An 18,455-nucleotide genomic window follows, 5' to 3' on the forward strand; every position below is an offset into this window, starting at 1 on the left:
GGCTCTCTTGGCTTCATGCAACCCACCCGAATTTGCAAGAAATCGAAATCAAATGACTGGTTTTCTTGCAAATTGTACCAGCCAATATGCAACGAATCCGTATATGTGTCAGTGTGTTAGAAATACTTCAGGGCTGACTAAGTCCATTCGGCATTCGAGTGAACATTAATCGTAGGGTGGGTTAGCGGAGCGTAACCCACCGATTCGAGGCCGCTCGGTGGGTTACGGCCTCGCGGCCTAACCCACCCTGCAAAATTAATTCCTGATTGAAAGCGATTTGGAATAAAGCGGTTTCGGTTTACTGACCGGCAAGCTTCCTCAGTTCGCCTTCATAGCGTTCGTAATCGCCCAAGTGTGCCCGCATCAGGCTTTTCCAGAGCTTGCCGTGATTCGGGACCGAGAAATGCAGCAGTTCATGGACGATCACGTAATCGCCGAGCGCCCGATCCAGTTCCAGCAGTTCGGTGTTGAAGTTCAGGTTGCCGTTGGTGGAGCAGGAGGCCCATTTGCCGCGCATGGGCCGCACGCCCAGTGATTGGACCTTGACGCCCAGCTTGTCGGCCCATTCATGCACGCGGCACTTGAATTCCTCCTTGTTGCGCCAGGTGTTCATCGGCGGAAGCTCTTTTGCAGAAGGGTGAACAAGGCGTCCACCGTGGCGGTGACCTTTTCCATGTCGTCCTCTTCGGCGAACAGGGCGAAGGTCGCCTGCTTGCGCACTTCGCGGAGTTCCGCCTCGCTGCGCCGCCAGTTGGGATATTTGACGAAGGCTTCCGCCACCTTGCGGCTGGCGGTCTCCGGGTTCGGAATGCCGTCGTCCGTGAGCTTGCAGAGCACGAAATAGGTCAGCGCATCCACGCCCTTGACGGCCTGTTCCTGCTTCCGCCGTTCGTTCCGCTCGATGGCTTGGAGCAGTTCCGCCAGCGCCTCGGCGGTGGTGGTTTGCCGATTCTCGAAACTCTCCTGAACGGCCCTGGCCCTTTCGGATAAAGCCACCAGAAAAGGATCGTCGCTGTTTTCCTCGGCGGTTTTCTCGATGGATTTGACCAGATTGATCACCTTGGTGGCATTGCCGTCTTCGCGCTGCTTGATGGCATCGATGGTGGATTTGTCGATGGCCAGGTAGTCGCCCGGCGGTTCCGCGACCATCAGCGCGCCGATATGCTCCCTCACCAGCGCATTGGTCTTCTTCTGGAAGGCCTTGTCCACGTAGACCTTTCGGGCGTAGGCATTCCGTACCACGGCGTAGATGGCCGACAGGGTCGTGTAGTCGTCCATGAACGGGCGCAGAAAGGCGTCCGGCGAGATGATCTCGTAGAGCATCTCGATTTCCTTGTACTCCTTGAAGAACTCCTTGCGCCGCTCCTTGTCGCGGAAATGCTCGATCAGGTTGTCCACGTCCTTGTCGTCGAACTTCCGGCCGATCAGCGCCAGATACTCCGGGGCCTTGGTTTCCATCTTCGCCTTGAACAGCTGTTTCAGCAGCCCTAAATCCTTGACGATGGCGTTGACCTCATCGCTATCGAAGGCCAGGGCCTTTTCCAGCTTGTCGAAGATGCCGACGAAATCCAGCACGAAACCGTGCGGCTTCACCATTTCGGCCGCTTCGTTTTCGTAAGGCCGGTTTACCCGCGCGATGGCCTGGAGCAGCGTGTGGTCGCGCATGGGCTTGTCCAGGTACAAGGCGTAGAGGATGGGGGCGTCGAAGCCGGTCAGCAGCTTTTCGGTGACGATCAGAATCTTCGGCCACTCGCCCGGCCTGGTGAAGTTCTTGCGGATCTGCTTTTCCTTCTTGTCGTCCAAATGCCAGCGCTTCAGGTGAGCCGCGTCGTTGTTGTTGCCGGTGAAGATGATTTCGGAATATTCCGGAGGCAAAATCCGGTCGAGCGCTTCCTTGTAGAAAACGCAGGCCTCGCGGTCCACCGCCACAAGGAACGCCTTGTAGCCCAAAGGCTCGACGTTTTCCCGGAAATGGCCGGCGACGAAGCGCGCCACCTTCGGCACTCGGTCCTTGCCCTTGAGGAAATTCTTCAGGTTCACCGCCCGTTCGAGAATCCGGTTCAGCTCCTCGATATCGGCGATGCCTTCGGTTTCGGCCAGGGCGAGAAATTCCTTTTCCATGATCTCGTGAGGCACCCGCATTTCGTTGGGCGCCAGGTTGTAGTAAAGGGGCAGTGTGGTGCCGTCTTCGATGCTCTCGGCGATGGAATATTTGTGGAGATATCCTTGATCGTCCTCGCAGCCGAAGGTCTTGAACGTCCCCCGGCCGTAAGCCGTCTTATCCACCGGCGTGCCGGTGAAGCCGATGAAGCTGGCGTTCGGCAGGCCCGCCATCAGGAAATTGCCGAGATCGCCGCCGGTGGTGCGGTGCGCCTCGTCGATGAGCACGAAGATGTTTTTGCGGGTGTTCAGATTGGCGGGCATGTCGCGGAACTTGTGGATCATGGTCACCACGATGCCGCGGTAGTCCTGGCCCTTCTCGTCCAGCAGCCGGTTGAGCGTGCCGATGCGATCGGCGTGGGCGACGTTGCCGAGGCCCAGCGAAGCCAGGTTCTTGAGCATCTGATCTTCCAGCTCGTTGCGGTCGATCATCAGCAGCACGGTGGGTTTTTGCGCCGCATTGGCCTTGAACAGCATTTCGGCGGCCTTGATCATGGTGTAGGTCTTGCCGCTGCCCTGGGTGTGCCAGACCAGGCCGCGCGAGCGCCGGCCGTCCAACGCGCGGGCCACCACCTTATCCACCGCGACGGTTTGATGCTGGCGCAGGATAAATTTTTGAAGCTCCTCTTCCTTCTCGGCGAACAGGATGAAATCCCTGAGGAAGCGCAGCAGATGCGGCACGGCGCAGAAGCTCTTCACCTTGGCTTCCAGGTTGCCGATCTCCTCGCTCTTCCAGCGGAAGATGTTGCGCCGCACCGTGTTCCAGGTCACCCCATAGGCGAAACCGATGGCCTCGGTCGCGGTGAACAGCATCTCCGGCACCATGACTTCGGGTGTCTCCTCGTGATAGCGGCGGAGCTGGTCCACGCCCAGCGCGATGGCTTCGTCCTTGGTGGCGTTTTTGCACTCGACCACCAGCACCGGCATGCCGTTGACGAGAAAAACCACGTCCTCCCGCGTGCCGTAACGGCCGTTATGAACGTAGAACTCCTCGGTCACCTCGTAGACGTTGCGCCACTCTCCCTGCGGGCGGTCCAGGTCGCGGTAATCGACCAGCTGAAGGTCCAGTTCCCGCTTCTCCTCGGCGCAGTAGAACTTGCCCTGATTGCGCAGAAACAGAAGGAAATCCCGGTTGCCGGCGATATCCGCCGTCAGCCGCTGGAACTCGCCGATCAGCGCGCCCTCGGCGGATGGATATTTCGGGTTGAAGGCGAGCACCTGGGCATGGAGCACGTCGCCGAAATAGAGCGAAGCCGGCCGGGCGCGTTCCTCCGGCGTGGCGCCTTCGGGATCGAAGCGCCGCCTCCTTTCCGCTTCGGCGCGCGGCACGTAGCGCCAGCCGATGTCCTCCGCGTAGGCGAGAATGCGGGACTGGACGGTTTTGTGTTCGGTGGGGGCTTTGGGGCTCAATAGATTTCGCCGTGGCTGCCGACGTTGATCAAAATGATTTCCTGGCCTCGAACTTCCAGCTCCAGGGTAATCCGGTACTGCATGGATATCGACGCCGAGTGCAGCCCGGCCAGCTTTCCCTGAAGGGGATGCAGGCGCAGCGAAGGATGGAAAGGGTCTTGTTCCAGCAACATCAGCGTTTTGTAATAGCGCTCCCGCAAATCGGGGTGCCGTTTCAGGAAGGCTGTTTCCCGCTTTTGATAGGAGGCCGGAAACAGCAGCTTATACGGCATCCGGGGGCAGTTCCTTTTTGAGGCGCGAGATATGCTCTTCCGCCGATTCGGCAACGTAGCCGCCTTTCGCCACCTCCGCCCGGACTTCCTGCCAGGCCGCGAAAATCTCCGCCTCGCGCAACTGCTCGTAATGCTCGATATCCATCACCACATAGCGCGGTTTGCCGCGCACGCTGATGATTGCTTCGTCCTGGCCCTCCAGGGCTGTTTCGAGTGCGGAAACCCCTTTGGTTTTTAGATCGTTGGCTGTGATTGAAGGCATGTGATGCTCCGGGACATTAATCGTGCGATTGATAACGCGATTATAGGAGTGCTTTACCGCTGGCTCAAACCAACGCCCCCCGATCTGCGCACGTTGCTCCCTGCCCTTCGCCGCTTCCCGCTCCCTCCGGGCATGGGTATCTATACATCCTCGTAAGTCGCCGATCTTGCTCCCTCTCCCAGAGGGCGTAAGTATCTACAGAAGTTCCCTCTCCTCGCGGGAGAGGGCTAGGGTGAGGGGAATCAAAGATTGCTTTCTTCGACCTTCCGTCTCTTACCTGACAAATAGGGAATTTGTTAGGAAGAAATCCTTATTTTGATCCCCTCATCCCTCCTTCTCCCAGGGGGAGAAAGGGGCAAACGCGTAAGTCCCGGCTGGTTGTCGTCGCCTTTGACCGCGGCGCAGTGCCCGGCGGTTTATAGCGTTTTTTATCACGGTTTAGCGGCGTGGATGGGGACGCCCTCCCACACCCAAAAGCGAGGCATGTAGGCCGGAATAAGCGTCAGCGTTTCCGGCGTTTTCGTCCGTCGAGCGCCGGGAACGCTGACGCCTTATCCCGGCCTACCATCCTGTAAAGAAAAAGGAAGCCGCCGTTGGCGGCGATTTTTTGAATGCGGGTCTCGCCCTGCGGGCGAGTTACTTTTCTTTGCTTGCCCAAAGAAAAGTAACCAAAAGAAACGGCACCCGGATGGCGCGCTGATCCTGCGCGTCGCCGCCTGGAGCCGGGGACGACAGAAGGGCCATCCTTGGCCCTCTGTCGCCGCGCGGCTTCCTGCCGCGCCCCTATGGGCTGGTCCGGCTCCAGGCGGCGATGCTCGGGCGCGCCATGACGGGGCAATACCGAACCCCATACATCAGAAAATGCTCTAGCTTTCCGCCAGGATCTCGCCCTTGGTTGGAGAGCTACGGAAGGCGGCGGTGAAATCGCTCGGCACAGCGCGGCTCTCGGATTGGCCGATGTCCGGCATATCAATGTCGTGGACCCGAATCTGCGCGGTCATAAGCTGGTGCAGGAGCGTGCGGAAGAGGTCGGTGAGGGTGGCGCGTTTGCGTTGGTTAATCGCCAGCTTTTGTTCAACGGCATCGAGGGTATTAGCGATCTCCACTTGGGTTGCTCTCGATGGATAAAAGATTGGCATCGAACGAAGCACACGGTTATTGAGATTCGGCATGATTGCACCCGCTGCATGGCTATTAAGCCAAGCAATAGCTCCTTGGGTGGAAAATTGGTGTGACAAAAACCGATTGTCAATATGTTTTTGGCGAACCCGAGCGAGGAAGCAGCCGGTGCCACAAAGCCAATTCTCTTCGTCTTTCGTTACCATGCCATGTCTGCCGATTTCTCCTCGGCGTGCGAACAAGATATCTCCAGCTTGAAGAAGGTGTCTGTTCAGGCGGGCAGCTGTTTCCAGGCTGACTCGCGGCACATGCTCATGGTTGATTCGATTCCCCGAAAGGTGAGTTGGGTTTATTACGCCGATACCGTCGGGTTGATAGTCCTGCTTGTGCAATTGACTGCCGAAAGGTCCAGTCTGGAGGAAACCGTTTGGCTTGCACGCCAGCTCTCCAAGAGTTGTAGCCGCCCAACTCTCCGGTACAAGCCCGATTTCGGTTTGTTTTTGCAGTTCGCCGTGCAGGCCCTGGGTGAAGAGTTGGTGGAGGAGCGTCTTTTTCAGTTCGGCGGTGAGTTGAAGCAGCCTCTCCTGTTGCTCGATAGCTTGCTGTACCAGACTCAAAATTCCCGCAATCTTGATCTGCTCGGAAAATGGTGGGAGTGGGAGTTTCATTTCTTCGACTCTTCGCGCCGTCAATGACGGAACCGTTCCGGGGTTGGCAATCCGTCCCAAGTCTAAAGTGAGAAACCATTGGTAAAGATAGTTTGGGAGGCATTCACTTTCATCATTAACCACAACCGCCATCACGTTGTTATCGATAACAGAATCACGTACCAGAATTCGCTTTTTATTTGTTAAAAGCGCTGCTCCAATCTTCGGAAATACGATTGCCGATTTTGGAAATGTTTTCGCCTTCAGCTCCTTCAGAGTCAGGGAATCGATCCAGTTATTGCTGGTGAGCATGAATTTCTCGTTTCCCAGCAAGTTCATGTCTGAAACCTTGAAGAATGGAAACTCTCCATCCTTCTTTCCTTGCTTTGTAATAGGGAAACCGAAACCACTTTTCGACTTGGCAATATCGCCTAAACGTACCAACGACCAGGAGTCGGGTAGATTGCTAATCGATTCGATGTTTCCGTCAGTCATGCGACAAGCAACCTTTCTAGAATCAGCTTGAGGTTTTTACTTGTTGCGTTTGCCTCCTCTTCCAGCGCCTCCAGTTCCTCGACTATCTCGCCAATCGGCCGGTACTCCTCGCCCTCGCCGGTGTGGATGTACCGGCTCGGCGAGATGTTGTAGTCGTTCTTGGCGATTTCCTCGCGGCTGACGATACGGGAATATTTGTCCACTTCCTGCCAGTGGCGGAAGGTTTCGGCAATGCGGGCGATGGCGTCTTCCGGAATGTAGTTCTTCGGGTCGCCCTTGACGAAGTCGCGGCTGGCGTTGAGCAGGAACAGCCGGCCCTGGCGCTGGATCGGCTTGGCCCGGTCGAGCACGATGATGATGCCGGGCGCGGTGGTGTTGTAGAACAGGTTTTCCGGCAGGTAGATGACGCCTTCGATGAGGTCCCGGTCCACGAACCAGCGGCGCACGTCCTTTTCCTTATTCGAATTGGCGTTGCCCGAGCCGCGCGAAGCCGCGCCGGTGTCCAGCACCACGGCGGCGCGGCCGCTGGGCTTTAGGCTGGCGAGGATGTGCTGCATCCAGCCCCAGTCGGCCTTGCCGCCGGGGTAGCCGGCGCCTTTCGGGAAGCGGTCCAGTTCGTCCGCGTCGTAGTCCTTTTCCTTGAACTCGTTCTGGTTCCACATGGGGTTGGCCACCACGCGGTCGAAGGTTTGCAGGCGGTTGCCCAGGCGGAATTTGGGCCTGCGGAAGGTGTCGCCGATCTCAATTTTGCCTTCCATGTCGTGGATGATCGTGTTCATGTTGGCCATGGCCCAGGTGCCGGGCTCGTTTTCCTGGCCGTAGAGTTTGGCGGGGGCGAAATTTCGGCGCAGGCGCCGGTCCATCGTCTCCTGCAGCACCAGCTCGCATTTGATGAGAAGTCCCGCGGACCCGCAGCAGGGGTCGTACACGTCCATGCCGGGCTCGATGTCCATGATGTGCGCCATGACCAGGCCGACTTCGGCGGGGGTGTAGAACTCGCCGGCGCTCTGGCCCGAGCCTTCGGCGAATTTGCGGATCAGGTATTCGTAGCTCCGGCCGATGATGTCGGGCTCCACGTCGGAGAGGCCCAGCCGCTTGGCGCTGATCGCTTCGATGAGATTGGACAAGCGGTCGTCGTCGAGGTCGCGCTGGCCGTGGGTGGTGGCATTGAAATCCACGCGGTCGATGATGCCCTTGAGCAGCGGGTTGGCGTCGGCGATGGCGCGGAGGTAGGTGGTGAGCTGTTCGCCGATCCGGTCCGACAGGGTGCGGACCACCGACCAGACGGTGTCGTCCGGGTTCTCGGGCTCCAGCGGCAAATAGAAGCGCACCAATTTCTTGTCGTGTTTCACCAGCTTGAACGCCTTGGCCCGCGAGCCGATTTCCCGGGCGATGCGGTTCAGCTCGTCGTCGAAGACGTCGCATAATCGCTTGGTGAAGATGAGCGGGAGGATGAAGTCCTTGTACTTCGCGGCGTCCTTGGCGCCGCGGATGGAACAGGCGGCGTCCCAGATCCAGGACTCCAGGGATTTGTCGGTAGGTTCGGGCATTGTGACTTTAGGCGGTGTTGTAGCTTGTGGCGGGGCACGCGGTTATTTTGTCCGCGCCGAATTCTATCCGAACTTGGTTGAAGAACGGCGGGAATATGCCTTACGTGCCAGCGAAACACGGTGTTCGCGGGGCTGGCTTGAGTTCGTCGGTCAGATTTGTCGCAAAGCAACGCGAAGCAGCCGATTGCCTAAGGAGGCTCTGATTAAGTCCTTCGACAGGCTCAGGACGAACGGCAATCGATTGATTTCGTTGGTGGTGAGTTTATCGAACGCTCTCCTGAGCTTGCCGAAGGGCATGAACGAAATCCACTTGTTCAGAGTTCCCCTAATACTTTCGGTGCCGCTCGATTCAGATTTGTTCAGGCTTTTCTTAATCGAGGACACGCTTTGATTCATGCTCGTGGCAGCCGGTATCTCCTGTTCTTTTAACCCCCGTGTGATCTGCAACTTCTATGACTTTTAGAGGTCAAATTTCATAGGTTCTGTTGCCTGGTCTATTACCAGGTATGAATTGAAGTTTGTAACCTTATGGTTGCAATTCTTATATGAGAGTATCTCCCGGTTTGATCGCGTCAATGTGAATCGAAATATCACGGTCTTATTCCATACTATAAAACGGTAAGCGCTCTGGTCTATTCCACGATGACATAACCGTCATCGGTAATTCATAAAAATAAACCGGGAGACCTCATTCTCATGGAGAGCGTGCCCTATGCAAAAAGTATTTGGATCGACTGGATTTGAATTCGGTTTTCTGTTTGTCATGCGGACGGAAAACGCCATAAATCCGGAGGCTTTTGAGCCATTCTTTAGCAATCTTCCCGTAGACCCTTACATCGAAGGCAATTATCGCCTGAGAAGGCTATCGCGGTTCAAGGTTTCCAGAGATGGAATAATCAAAATGCCACACGGCTATCTTTTTCAACCCAAAGAATATAATCCCTTGGTTGGCGGTATAAAAAGAGAGTTTTCAGAGCTCGATGAGAAACTTGTAAACTTCGAGATGTTCAAAAGTCTCTTATCAGTATTCCGAGACTTTTGCGACCTCGATTTAGGTGCTGAAATAGGCGTTCATCAGATCCGGACCACGTGCTCGCTGGATAATTTCGGAAACCCGGCGCCTGAAGGCATCCATAGCGATGGTGCCGATTTTGTCTGTATCTATTCTATCGATCGAAAAAACATCCAAGGCGGAGAAACACATCTGTACAAAAACAAAACGGATAGTGCTGTTTTCAACAAAATCCTATATCCCGGAGATCTTTTGTTAATTAATGACCGGAAATTCTTCCACTATACCAGCCCCATTCAGCCTGTTACCGAGAGCGATGGCAGCCGGGATGTTTTTGTTCTGACTTCTCCAAGCTTGTTAATGGAACACTGACTTATAAGAGCAAGTCGGTTTTGGATTATCGATGGACGTTTTTTGTAGGATGCGGTTCGTTCACCGCATCCCACGATCGCTTTTCGAATGGAAAAACCGGAACACGCCGCTTCGACACCTCAAGCTGAAGCGGCGTTAGTCTCATCCAGCGCCGTTAAGAGATAATCGATCTCGTCGTCGGTGTTATAGGCTAAAAGCCCGATTCGCAGGAAGCCGCCGCTCGATTCGACGCCCAATCTCTCACTGAGGCCAAGCGCGTAGAAATTGCCATGCCAGGTATAAATACCGCGATCGCCTAATTGTTTGGCGGTTGCGTAAGGCGTTTGACCTTTGAGCCTTACCGCAACGGTGGGCGTCCGCCAGTTGAAGCGCGCTGCATCCCTTATGCCATAAAGGGTCAGGCCGGGTATCTGCAACAGGCTAGGAATCAAGCGTTCGCTCAAATGACGCTCGTACTCCCGGCTTGCCTCCATCGCCGCTATTAAGGCGATGCGGCGGTTTTCAACCGAGGGCGAGACGCGCCGCCCGAGTTCCGCCAAGTAGTCGATCGTCGCCATCAGCCCCGCCAGACCCTCGTGATTCAGGGTTCCGGTTTCCCAGCGCGACGGGATTTCTTCCGGGGCGGGCTGCGCTTTATAAGGGTGAAAGCGGGCGAGATGCTCCCGTTTGCCGAATAAGACACCTACATGCGGACCAAAAAATTTGTAGGCGGAACAACTGAGAAAATCGCAATCAAGGCTGCGCACATCGATCGGACCGTGTGGTGCGTAATGGACCGCGTCGACGAAGACCAGGGCGCCAGCCGCACGGGCTAGGCGCACCGCAGCCGCAACGTCGTTGATGGTGCCGACGGCGTTGGAGGCATAGCCGATGGCCACCAGCCGGGTTCGATCGTTAAGTTGCCGCTCCAGATCGCTCATATCGAGCGTGCAGTCTTCCACATTGATGTCGACCATACGGACCACTACGCCAACTTCTTCCAGCGCATACCAGGGGGAAACGTTGGCATAGTGGTCGAGCCGCGTCACGATGATTTCGTCGCCGGGTTTCAAGGTGCGACCTATGGCGCGGCTAAAGGCGAAGGTGAGGGTGGTCATGTTGGCGCCGAAGATCACTTCATCGTGATCGCACCCCAAGAAGTCCGCGACTGCGGTGCGAGTCGCGGCAATCAGCTCATCGGTCCGCCGGCTCGTGGCAAAAGCGCCATGCGCATTGGCATTCGATGTTGTCAGATAGCGGCTCATCGCATCGATCACCGATCCGGGCACTTGGGTTCCTCCCGGTCCATCGAAGAAAACGGGGCGATAGCCGCCGATTTTTTGAGAGAGTGCCGGGAATTGGGAGCGTATCCATTCGAGATCAAAAGACGCCATAACGGACTCCTGTGTCGATACGGTCGATCCATCGATTGGGTCAGAGCTGAACCCAATCGGATTCTCTCTGATCTGAGATCTTGGCCCCGGACAGGTTAACACAAACAGCGCCGGCCAATGACCAGCGGCCGTCTAGCGGTCGAGCGGGTGAACGCGGTCTACCGGAATTCCCCATACTCCCACGCCCCGTTGCCGGGCGATGCCTTCCAATTGGAGATATTCCACGGGGGCATCGGGTAGCGCCAAAGCCCACCCTTGAGCGAGCATCCAGGCACCGAGATCTTCACCGTTCACGCGGCAGACGGCCGTCAGCGAGCCGTCCGCGTTTTTCGCTAGGGTCTCGCAATCGACGAACCGGGTTCCGATCTTCAAATCCAGGGCCAGGCTCGCGCGGGGCGCGCACTGGATCGGCCGAATGAACGTCCAGCAGATCCGCGCGGTCGGTGGAATGGACAGGCCATATAGCCGAACGATTTGCCCTCTAATTCTCAAGGAGCCGTCGTCATTGACGAACGCGTAACTGTTGAGGCGATTCGCCGATGCGGCGAACGATACCGCCATAAGGACGAAAAGCTTTACGAGCCCCGAGATGCGCATGACTTTTCAAGTGTCTTTTCCCGTTCAGGCGTTTCTTGGACTCTCCTGGACCACGATTCGTTTTACGCCGCACCGACAGCTTTCGCGCATAACTCTCAAAAGACCCGCTCAGGCGCTCCCCTATGCCGCGAACTGCGCGATTGCCGTTATAAGGCATGACGTAACCGAAAGAAATGAGGAGAATTTGCCCATGGGCAGTTGAAGCGAGGACTGTCGATACGAAAATACGAGGAAATACATATCCGCACACGGTGCTGTACCTTTAATGCAGCCTTCGGTTCAACGAGGCGGAAAACGGGGGAAGGTATACATTCCTGTTATTCTTGACTTTGGATGCACGCGAAGTACAACTCATGACACCCGATACGACTCAAATAGATACGCTCCATTCCCGGCTGGCGCATGAACCGCAAGCTCTACAGTTCGGAACCAGCGGCCGCCGCGGCCTGCTGGTTCACCTCAGCCAGTTGGAAGTCTTCGTCAATGCCCTCGCGGAGCTCGAATACCTGCAGTCGCTGCCGCTTGCCGAGGGTGGCATCGTGCGCGGCGAGGAATTCTTTTTCGCTTACGATCTGCGCCCCAGTTCCAGCCGTTTCATCGATGGGGAACCCCGGCGCGGGGAGCTTGCCCAGGCCATCGAGTGCGCCATCCGTACCGCCGGCATGAAGCCGATGAACCTGGGCCGCATCCCGACGCCCGCGCTGACGTGCTATGCCGTGTCGCGGGGCAAGGGCAGCATCATGGTGACGGGCAGCCACATCCCGTTCGACCGCAACGGCTACAAGACCAACACCTCGCGCGGGGAATTGCTGAAACATCATGAGCAACCCATCAATGAAAAGGTGCGGGAGGTGCGGGCGAGACTCTACGGCCAGCCTTTTGCGGATTCGCTGTTCGATGAGCACGGCCTTTTCAAGGCAGGCCATCTCGAACTCTCCGTCGAAAGCGGCGAGGCCGCTGTCGCGTATATTCGGCGCTACACGGACTTCTTCGGCGACGCGTCGCTAGAAGGACTGCGCCTCCTGGTCTACCAGCATTCGGCGGTCGGGCGGGATCTTCTGGTCGAGATTCTGCGCAGGCTAGGCGCCGAGGTCGTCGTCGCCGGCCGCAGCGAAACCTTCGTCCCCATCGACACCGAAAACATCGACGCGGAACAACTGGCGGCCATCCAGACACTATTCGACGAAGCCGTCGCGCAGCACGGTCGGATTGATGCCGTCGTCTCCACCGACGGCGACAGCGATCGGCCGCTGATTCTCGGCGTGGATGCCGAAACCTCCGCCGTGCGCTTTTTCGGGGGCGATCTGGTGGGGATGATCGCGGCGGAATACCTCGGGGCGGATGCCGTGGTCGTGCCGATCAGCTGCAACGACGCCATCGACCGGGGCAAGCTCAAGGACATCACCGAGCCCAAGACGCGTATCGGCTCGCCGTTCGTCATCGCCGGCATGGAGGCCGCGCGCGCTCGCGGCAAGCGGGCGATCTGCGGCTGGGAAGCCAACGGCGGGTTTCTGACCGGCTCAGACATCCTCAGAAACGGCAAGACCCTCAAGGTGCTGCCCACGCGGGACGCGGTCCTGCCCATCCTCACGGTGCTCCGTGCCGGCCGCGAGCAGGGACTCAGGCTGACCGAACTGTTCGCTTCGCTGCCCAAACGCTACAGCCGCGCCGCACTGCTCAAGCAGTTCCCAAGGCCGGTCGGCCTCGAAATCGTCAGGCGATTCTCGCCCGCCAATCGGAACGTCGGCGAAGCGCAGTTCTCGCCCGGCGGCACCTCGGTGCTGAGCACGGAGGGCCGGAAACTCGAAGCCAAGGATACGGAGCTTCGGGCGCTCGAAGCGATTCGGCAGGAACTGGCGGGTTTCTTTACAGCGGATCTGGGATTCGGTGCCATTACCGCCCTCAACTTTATCGATGGCGTGCGCATCCGCTTTGACAACGGGGACGTGGCCCATCTGCGGCCTTCCGGCAACGCCGACGAACTGCGGATTTACGCGGTTGCGGATACCCAGGCGCGCGCGGATGCCATCGCCAGCACGGCGGTGGCTGAACCCGACGGCATTCTGCGCCGCTTGGAGCAGCGGGTGCGCTGATGAGCTTCGTTTTCGTGCCGCCAATAGAGCCGCCTCGTTCGCGACCGGCGCCGCTACCATATTCATCGTATCGGCCAAACTCGTGATCCCCGCGCGGGTCTAAGGTCCACAAAGGTTCGACTGATTCCAGGATCAACAGCGATGTAGAGGACACAGGCCATGGCCAGAGGAAATAAAGAAAAGTACACCGATAAGCAGAAGCGGCAGGCACAGCATATCGAGGAGGGTTACGAGTCGCGCGGGGTCTCCGAAGAGGAAGCCGAGCGTCGCGCTTGGGCCACGGTGAACAAAGTTCACGGCGGCGGTAAAAAACCGGGTGGAAGCGGTCGCGGAAAGGAGGAAGATCACGAGCCGATGCGCAAAGGCGGCCATAAAGGCGGCAAACATTGATTCGGGATTCGGACTGATCGATCCCGCTCGGGCCTTGCTACGAAAGCTTCGTCAGTATCCAAATGCCGGAAACGCTGACGCTTATTCCGGTATCTACGATAACGCCTCATTCAATCGATGTAGCTTTTGTAGGCCGGGATAAGCCTGTCCTGAGCCCGTCGAAAGGGAGATAGCCGTTCCCGGCATTTGGGCGCTCCGCCCTCTCAATCTTCCATCAACCCGCTGACGGAACCGCCGATGCGGATCTGCCGGATGGCTTCCGCGAACAGCGGGGCGATCGGGATGAGCGTCAGCTTGGTGTGTGCCGGTTCCGGAGGAAGCCGGAAGGGCGGAACGCTGTCGGTGATCGCTAGGCTGTCCAGGGCGGGATCGGCCACGACGTCCGCGGCCTCGCCAACGAACAGCCCGTGGGTTGCGGCGACGTGCACGGCTACGGCACCCTGTTCGCGGCAGACGCGGGCGGCGCGCGCCACGGTGCCGCCGGTACTGATCAGATCGTCGACGATGAGGGCCGTTTTGCCGCGCACATTTCCCGCCAGAATCGCACCGCTCACCGTTTCATCGCTGCGGTATTTTTCCATGAGGGCGCTGCCGACGCTGGCGCCGAGCCGCCGGGCCAGCCTGCGGCGGAAGCTCTCCGCGCGTTTCAGCCCGCCCACGTCGGGCGAGACCACGGCCACCTCGCCTTGGAGCCGCGACGCGAAATGCTCGATCAAAAGCTTCCCGGCTTCGAGATGATCGGTCCGGCAGCGGAAGGCATTCTGAAAGGCCGCCAGATCGTGCACGTCGAGCGTGATGACGCGGTCCGCGCCCGCCGCCTCGAACAGTTGCGCCACATAGCGGAGGGTGACCGGCTCGCGGGGCCGGGTTTTCCGGTCGGCCCGCGCATAAGCCAGGTACGGCACGACCGCGGTCACGCATGCGGCGGACGCATCCTTCAGCGCGCCGATGAAGAACCACAGTCGGCACAGCTTGTCGTTGACGCTCTTGCCGGGCTCGTCGTACAGCGATTGCACCACGAATACGTCGTAGCCCCGGACGTTCTCCGCCGGATACGCCTTGTGTTCGCCGTCCTCGAAGTCCTTCTCGTCGACCTCGGCCAGAGCCGAGCCCATCGCGCGGCCGATATTCTCCCCCAGCTCGCGGCTTTCGCTCAGGGCGAACAACCGAAGCGGGCCGCGGTTCATCGGCGGAAATACCTCAAGAACCAGTCGCGGGCGAGTTCCTCCACCCGCTCCAGCGTGCCGGGTTCCTCGAACAAATGGGTCGCGCCGGGGACGATCTCGAGCTGGTGCACGGCATTCAGGCGCTCGGCCGCCAGACGGTTGAGTTCGATGACTACGTCGTCGTCGCCGCCGACGATCAGGAGCGTGGGCGCCCGAACTTCGGGCAATCGCTCCTCCGCCAGATCCGGCCGGCCGCCCCGCGAAACCACGGCAGCGACCTGCTCGGGGCGTTCAGCCGCCGCCCGGAGCGCCGCCGCGGCGCCGGTGCTGGCGCCGAACAGTCCGATAGGGAGCCCGATAGTCACTTCGTAACGGCTGACCCAATCGATCGCGCCCACCAGTCGCTCGGTCAGGAGGCCGATGTCGAATCGGAATTGGCGGGTGTATTGGTCGACGTCGTTTTCCTCGGCGGTCAAGAGATCGAACAGCAGCGTGGCGAGGTCGGCGCGATTGAGGAAATCGGCCACGGCGCGGTTGCGCGGGCTGAACCGGCTGCTTCCGCTGCCGTGAGCAAAGACCACGAGACCGAGGGACCGGTCCGGCATGAACAGCGAGCCGGACAGCGAGACGCCGGCCGGGCCTGCCGGGAATTCGATGGAATCCGAGGGTTTGCTGCGATCCATATCCTTATCTCTCTGTCAATGAAGCCTGTTTAATCCGGTGCTTCGCCCCAGGCGCGGGCCAGGAGTTCCCGGACCTCGTCATCGGAAGTCTGGGGAAAATCCCGGTATCCCTGGCCGACAGCGAAAAACGGCATGGGAGTAGTCAGGCAGACGACATCGTCGGCTTCGGTGCGCAAGTGTGCCACCGTTTCCACCGGCGCCAGCGGCACGGCGACCACGGTGCGGGCCGGGTTTCGTTGGCGCAGGGCCGCGAGGCCGGCCCGCATGGTCGCTCCGGTGGCGATGCCGTCGTCCACCACGATGATGCAGCGGTTCTCGAGATTGGGATACGGGCGATCGCCGCGATAAAGGCGTTCGCGACGCTCCAATTCCCGCCGCTCTTTCGCGGTGGCCGCCTCGATGGTTGCGTCGCTGATCCGGTATCCCGACACCACCTCCCGGTTCAGCACGGAGACGCCTCCGCTGGCGATCGCGCCCATCGCCAACTCTTCATTGCCGGGCGTGCCCAACTTGCGCACGATCAAGAGGTCCAAAGGCGCATTCAGAGTACGGGCGACTTCGTACGCCACCGGTACCCCCCCGCGGGGCAGGGCGAGCACGATCAGGTCGGAACGGCCGGCATAAGCGCCCAAGGCTTGCGCCAATCGGCGCCCGGCGTCGGTGCGGTTTTCGAAAAGTATTTCCATAACGATCTCTTCGATTGGCTATTTCGGCTTTACCCCCTCTCTCGAAAGCGAGAGAGAAAACACGGCGGATTCACCGATAGCGCAATAGTCCTGTTTGGTTCCTGCTCTCCGGCGGATCTGCCTTAAGGAGGCTCTGAACAAGTGGATTCCGTTCATGGTTCGACAAGCTCACCACGAACGGAATCAATACGTTACCGTTCGTCCTGAGCCTGTCGAAGGACTTAATCAGAGCTTCCTTAAGGTATTTCCAGGCGGCGGCCGTCACGCCACTCGCTCAGTTGTTCCATCCCCGCCTGCAGTTTTGCCCGTAGCGCTTCGATCCGTTCTTTTTGCTCAAGCCGTGTTATGGGCCAAGCTTCCAACTGGTCGAGTTCCGCTTGCCATACCTCCAATTGCGCTTGGAGTTCCTGCAGACGAGCGTGTTCGGTACTCATGGTTTCCTCTGTTTTCGATGGTTTTCATTTCAACGAGAAGACGAACTTTTCAGGAGTTTCATGAATTCCCGCATGAACGCCGGGAGGTCGGCGGGTTGTCTCGATGTCACCAGGTTATCGTCGACGACGACCTCTCGGTCTTCATAGCGGGCGCCGGCTTCCTTCATTTCCTCGGCCACGGCGCGATAACAGGTGGCATGCCGGTTTTGCAGCACGCCGGCCGAGATCAAGATCTGCGGACCATGGCAAATGGCGGCCACCGGCCGATGGCGCTGCATGAATGATTTGGCGATCGCCAAGGCCGAGGGTTCCTGCCGCAGCGCGGCCGGAGCTTTGCCGCCGGGAAGAATGAGGATGTCGTAGTCCTCCGGGGTGATGTCTGCCAGTGTCTTGTCGACCGCCACCTCATAGCCGTGCTTGCCGACGATCTTCCCGGTCTTGTCGGAAGCGATCTCGACCGGAATCCCGTCTTCTTTCAGCCGGTAATACGGCACGAGGAGTTCGGCATCTTCGAAACGATCGGTGCTGAGAATGAGGGCTTTCATGGCACTTACCGCTTTTACCTAATGGAGCGCTTCCTCCTGTTCAGGGGTGGCCCGTGGGATGTTTCCGGTCTCCGGGTGGGGCGTCTGGATCGCCGCGGTACGCTGGCCTTGGGCGACGCCGGACCTCCGCGGGAGCGATCGGTTGGTCAGCGCCCGCAGGAACAAGGTGGAACCCGCCAGACCCAAAGCGGCCGTGAGCGGACTCGCGTGCCGGAGGGCATTGATCGCCAGAGTGCTCCCCGTGGCGCCGGCGATCAGCCGGGTGGCCGGAGCCCAGTTCTCCTGCAGGATATCGGGCCGTACCCGGCGGCGCGGAACTCCGCCCTGAAGTTCCGGGATCTGCTCCGCGGTCTCATGCACCTCGAGCCGATCGTCCACGCCCCTGACGCCGCGTGTCGACAACACGCACCGGTAGACCGCTTTATGCTCGTGGGCCAGCACCGGACCGGACAGCGTCACGAAACCGTCTTGAACCTTGACGCCGATGACTTTGGGATGGGAGACCACCCGTCCGATGTTGGAGCGTATCCGGTCGACCAACACCTCATCGGGTGCCGGACCCGCCGTCAGCCACGAGTTGAGCTCTGAAACCACTCCGACCGAGCGATTCCGGAGGTCGCGCAGGGCCACCTCGAAAGCATCGGCGAGACGATGCACGCCACTCGCCGCCTGATCGCGGACGAGGGCGCGGCGATACCGGCCGCGATCGGGATCCAAGAGATACATCAACGTGGCGCCCAAGGCCGCGCCATAGAGTGCCGAGTTCCGTTTCATGGTGTCCTCCTCGGAAGTGAATCCATGCTGCGCACTTGCTTGACTAATGAGACTTGTCTCCAAGAAGGGAGTTGCATGGAACTGTCGCCTAAATGAAAAAGGTGTCACCTGAATGAGCAGGGTGGGCGATGGATGGTTCGGGTATCCGGCCGGTGGATAGGTATGGCGCCGCGGCTCAACGGCAGCCGATACGGGTTGAAGCTGAACTGTTCGGCCAATGCCGAGTTCGTAGGCTGGGATGCAGCTTTGCGGAATCCCAGCTTAATCGGGGACCGGGGGTGTCAAGTTAAGTGTGTAACTGGGATTAGTTCATAGGGTGACGCGATCGCCCAGCAGGATCACGAAGTGGTTCAAAGCCCGCTTCCAATCCTGGATCGGCATGGTCCATTTCTTCTCGATCCGTTGCAGCCCAAGG

General features: G+C 58.9%; 18 protein-coding genes. 3 read left to right on the forward strand and 15 right to left on the reverse strand.

Going from position 1 to position 18,455, the window contains the following annotated elements; all coding sequences use genetic code 11:
- Window positions 1-298 precede the first annotated feature (298 nt).
- The 7 genes from VEB01_RS12940 to VEB01_RS12970 form a co-directional block, all read right to left on the reverse strand.
- Window positions 299-613 (reverse strand): M48 metallopeptidase family protein, encoded by a 315-nt coding sequence (locus tag VEB01_RS12940; protein ID WP_324876073.1) that lies wholly within the window; start codon window positions 611-613, stop codon window positions 299-301.
- The gene (locus tag VEB01_RS12945) at window positions 610-3,570 is read right to left on the reverse strand and encodes a type I restriction endonuclease subunit R (protein WP_324876075.1); all 2,961 of its coding nucleotides are present in this window, start codon (window positions 3,568-3,570) and stop codon (window positions 610-612) included. The genes VEB01_RS12940 and VEB01_RS12945 overlap by 4 nt, the downstream gene beginning before the upstream one ends.
- Window positions 3,567-3,842, reverse strand: a complete 276-nt coding sequence (locus VEB01_RS12950; RefSeq protein WP_324876077.1) for a type II toxin-antitoxin system RelE/ParE family toxin — start codon at window positions 3,840-3,842, stop codon at window positions 3,567-3,569. Before VEB01_RS12950 ends, VEB01_RS12945 begins: the two co-directional genes overlap by 4 nt.
- Window positions 3,832-4,104, reverse strand: coding sequence for a type II toxin-antitoxin system prevent-host-death family antitoxin (locus tag VEB01_RS12955; protein WP_324876079.1), 273 nt, complete (start codon window positions 4,102-4,104; stop codon window positions 3,832-3,834). Before VEB01_RS12955 ends, VEB01_RS12950 begins: the two co-directional genes overlap by 11 nt.
- 866 nt (window positions 4,105-4,970) lie before the next feature.
- Window positions 4,971-6,365, reverse strand: coding sequence for a restriction endonuclease subunit S (locus VEB01_RS12960; protein ID WP_324876080.1), 1,395 nt, complete (start codon window positions 6,363-6,365; stop codon window positions 4,971-4,973).
- On the reverse strand, window positions 6,362-7,915 hold the full coding sequence (locus tag VEB01_RS12965; protein ID WP_324876082.1) for a type I restriction-modification system subunit M: 1,554 nt from the start codon (window positions 7,913-7,915) through the stop codon (window positions 6,362-6,364). The genes VEB01_RS12960 and VEB01_RS12965 overlap by 4 nt, the downstream gene beginning before the upstream one ends.
- A gap of 150 nt (window positions 7,916-8,065) precedes the next feature.
- On the reverse strand, window positions 8,066-8,311 hold the full coding sequence (locus VEB01_RS12970) for a hypothetical protein (RefSeq protein ID WP_324876084.1): 246 nt from the start codon (window positions 8,309-8,311) through the stop codon (window positions 8,066-8,068).
- A 316-nt stretch (window positions 8,312-8,627) separates the two neighbouring features.
- Between VEB01_RS12970 and VEB01_RS12975 the strand changes: the two genes are divergently transcribed.
- Entirely contained in the window at window positions 8,628-9,299 is a 672-nt protein-coding gene (locus VEB01_RS12975; protein WP_324876086.1) for a 2OG-Fe dioxygenase family protein, read from the forward strand.
- Between the two features lie 119 nt (window positions 9,300-9,418).
- On the opposite strand, the gene VEB01_RS12980 is transcribed toward VEB01_RS12975, so the two are convergent.
- Together VEB01_RS12980 and VEB01_RS12985 are read right to left on the reverse strand one after the other, a co-directional pair.
- The gene (locus tag VEB01_RS12980; protein ID WP_324876088.1) at window positions 9,419-10,672 is read right to left on the reverse strand and encodes a cysteine desulfurase-like protein; all 1,254 of its coding nucleotides are present in this window, start codon (window positions 10,670-10,672) and stop codon (window positions 9,419-9,421) included.
- 132 nt (window positions 10,673-10,804) lie between these two features.
- A complete protein-coding gene (locus VEB01_RS12985) occupies window positions 10,805-11,269 on the reverse strand; it encodes a thermonuclease family protein (RefSeq protein ID WP_324876090.1) in 465 nt (154 codons plus the stop codon).
- A 353-nt stretch (window positions 11,270-11,622) separates the two neighbouring features.
- Here VEB01_RS12985 and VEB01_RS12990 point away from each other — a divergent pair, with 353 nt between their 5' ends.
- Both VEB01_RS12990 and VEB01_RS12995 read left to right on the forward strand, forming a co-directional pair.
- Window positions 11,623-13,362 (forward strand): phosphohexomutase domain-containing protein, encoded by a 1,740-nt coding sequence (locus VEB01_RS12990; protein WP_324876092.1) that lies wholly within the window; start codon window positions 11,623-11,625, stop codon window positions 13,360-13,362.
- Between the two features lie 159 nt (window positions 13,363-13,521).
- Complete coding sequence (locus tag VEB01_RS12995; protein ID WP_324876094.1) at window positions 13,522-13,752, forward strand: hypothetical protein; 231 nt, start codon at window positions 13,522-13,524, stop codon at window positions 13,750-13,752.
- 203 nt (window positions 13,753-13,955) lie between these two features.
- Here VEB01_RS12995 and VEB01_RS13000 read toward each other — a convergent pair whose 3' ends face one another.
- The 6 genes from VEB01_RS13000 to VEB01_RS13025 all read right to left on the reverse strand — a co-directional run bounded on the left by VEB01_RS13000 (window position 13,956) and on the right by VEB01_RS13025 (window position 18,040).
- On the reverse strand, window positions 13,956-14,939 hold the full coding sequence (locus VEB01_RS13000) for a ribose-phosphate diphosphokinase (protein WP_324876096.1): 984 nt from the start codon (window positions 14,937-14,939) through the stop codon (window positions 13,956-13,958).
- The gene (locus VEB01_RS13005) at window positions 14,936-15,601 is read right to left on the reverse strand and encodes a dienelactone hydrolase family protein (protein ID WP_324876098.1); all 666 of its coding nucleotides are present in this window, start codon (window positions 15,599-15,601) and stop codon (window positions 14,936-14,938) included. Before VEB01_RS13005 ends, VEB01_RS13000 begins: the two co-directional genes overlap by 4 nt.
- A gap of 29 nt (window positions 15,602-15,630) precedes the next feature.
- Window positions 15,631-16,287, reverse strand: a complete 657-nt coding sequence (locus VEB01_RS13010) for a phosphoribosyltransferase (protein WP_324876100.1) — start codon at window positions 16,285-16,287, stop codon at window positions 15,631-15,633.
- A 236-nt stretch (window positions 16,288-16,523) separates the two neighbouring features.
- Window positions 16,524-16,721 (reverse strand): hypothetical protein, encoded by a 198-nt coding sequence (locus tag VEB01_RS13015; protein WP_324876101.1) that lies wholly within the window; start codon window positions 16,719-16,721, stop codon window positions 16,524-16,526.
- A gap of 29 nt (window positions 16,722-16,750) precedes the next feature.
- Complete coding sequence (locus tag VEB01_RS13020) at window positions 16,751-17,266, reverse strand: type 1 glutamine amidotransferase domain-containing protein (protein ID WP_324876103.1); 516 nt, start codon at window positions 17,264-17,266, stop codon at window positions 16,751-16,753.
- Window positions 17,267-17,284: 18 nt separating this feature from the next.
- Complete coding sequence (locus VEB01_RS13025; RefSeq protein WP_324876105.1) at window positions 17,285-18,040, reverse strand: BON domain-containing protein; 756 nt, start codon at window positions 18,038-18,040, stop codon at window positions 17,285-17,287.
- Window positions 18,041-18,455: the final 415 nt, after the last annotated feature.

Origin of the sequence: Methylocaldum sp., assembly GCF_035627495.1 — a bacterium.
Lineage (GTDB): Bacteria > Pseudomonadota > Gammaproteobacteria > Methylococcales > Methylococcaceae > Methylocaldum.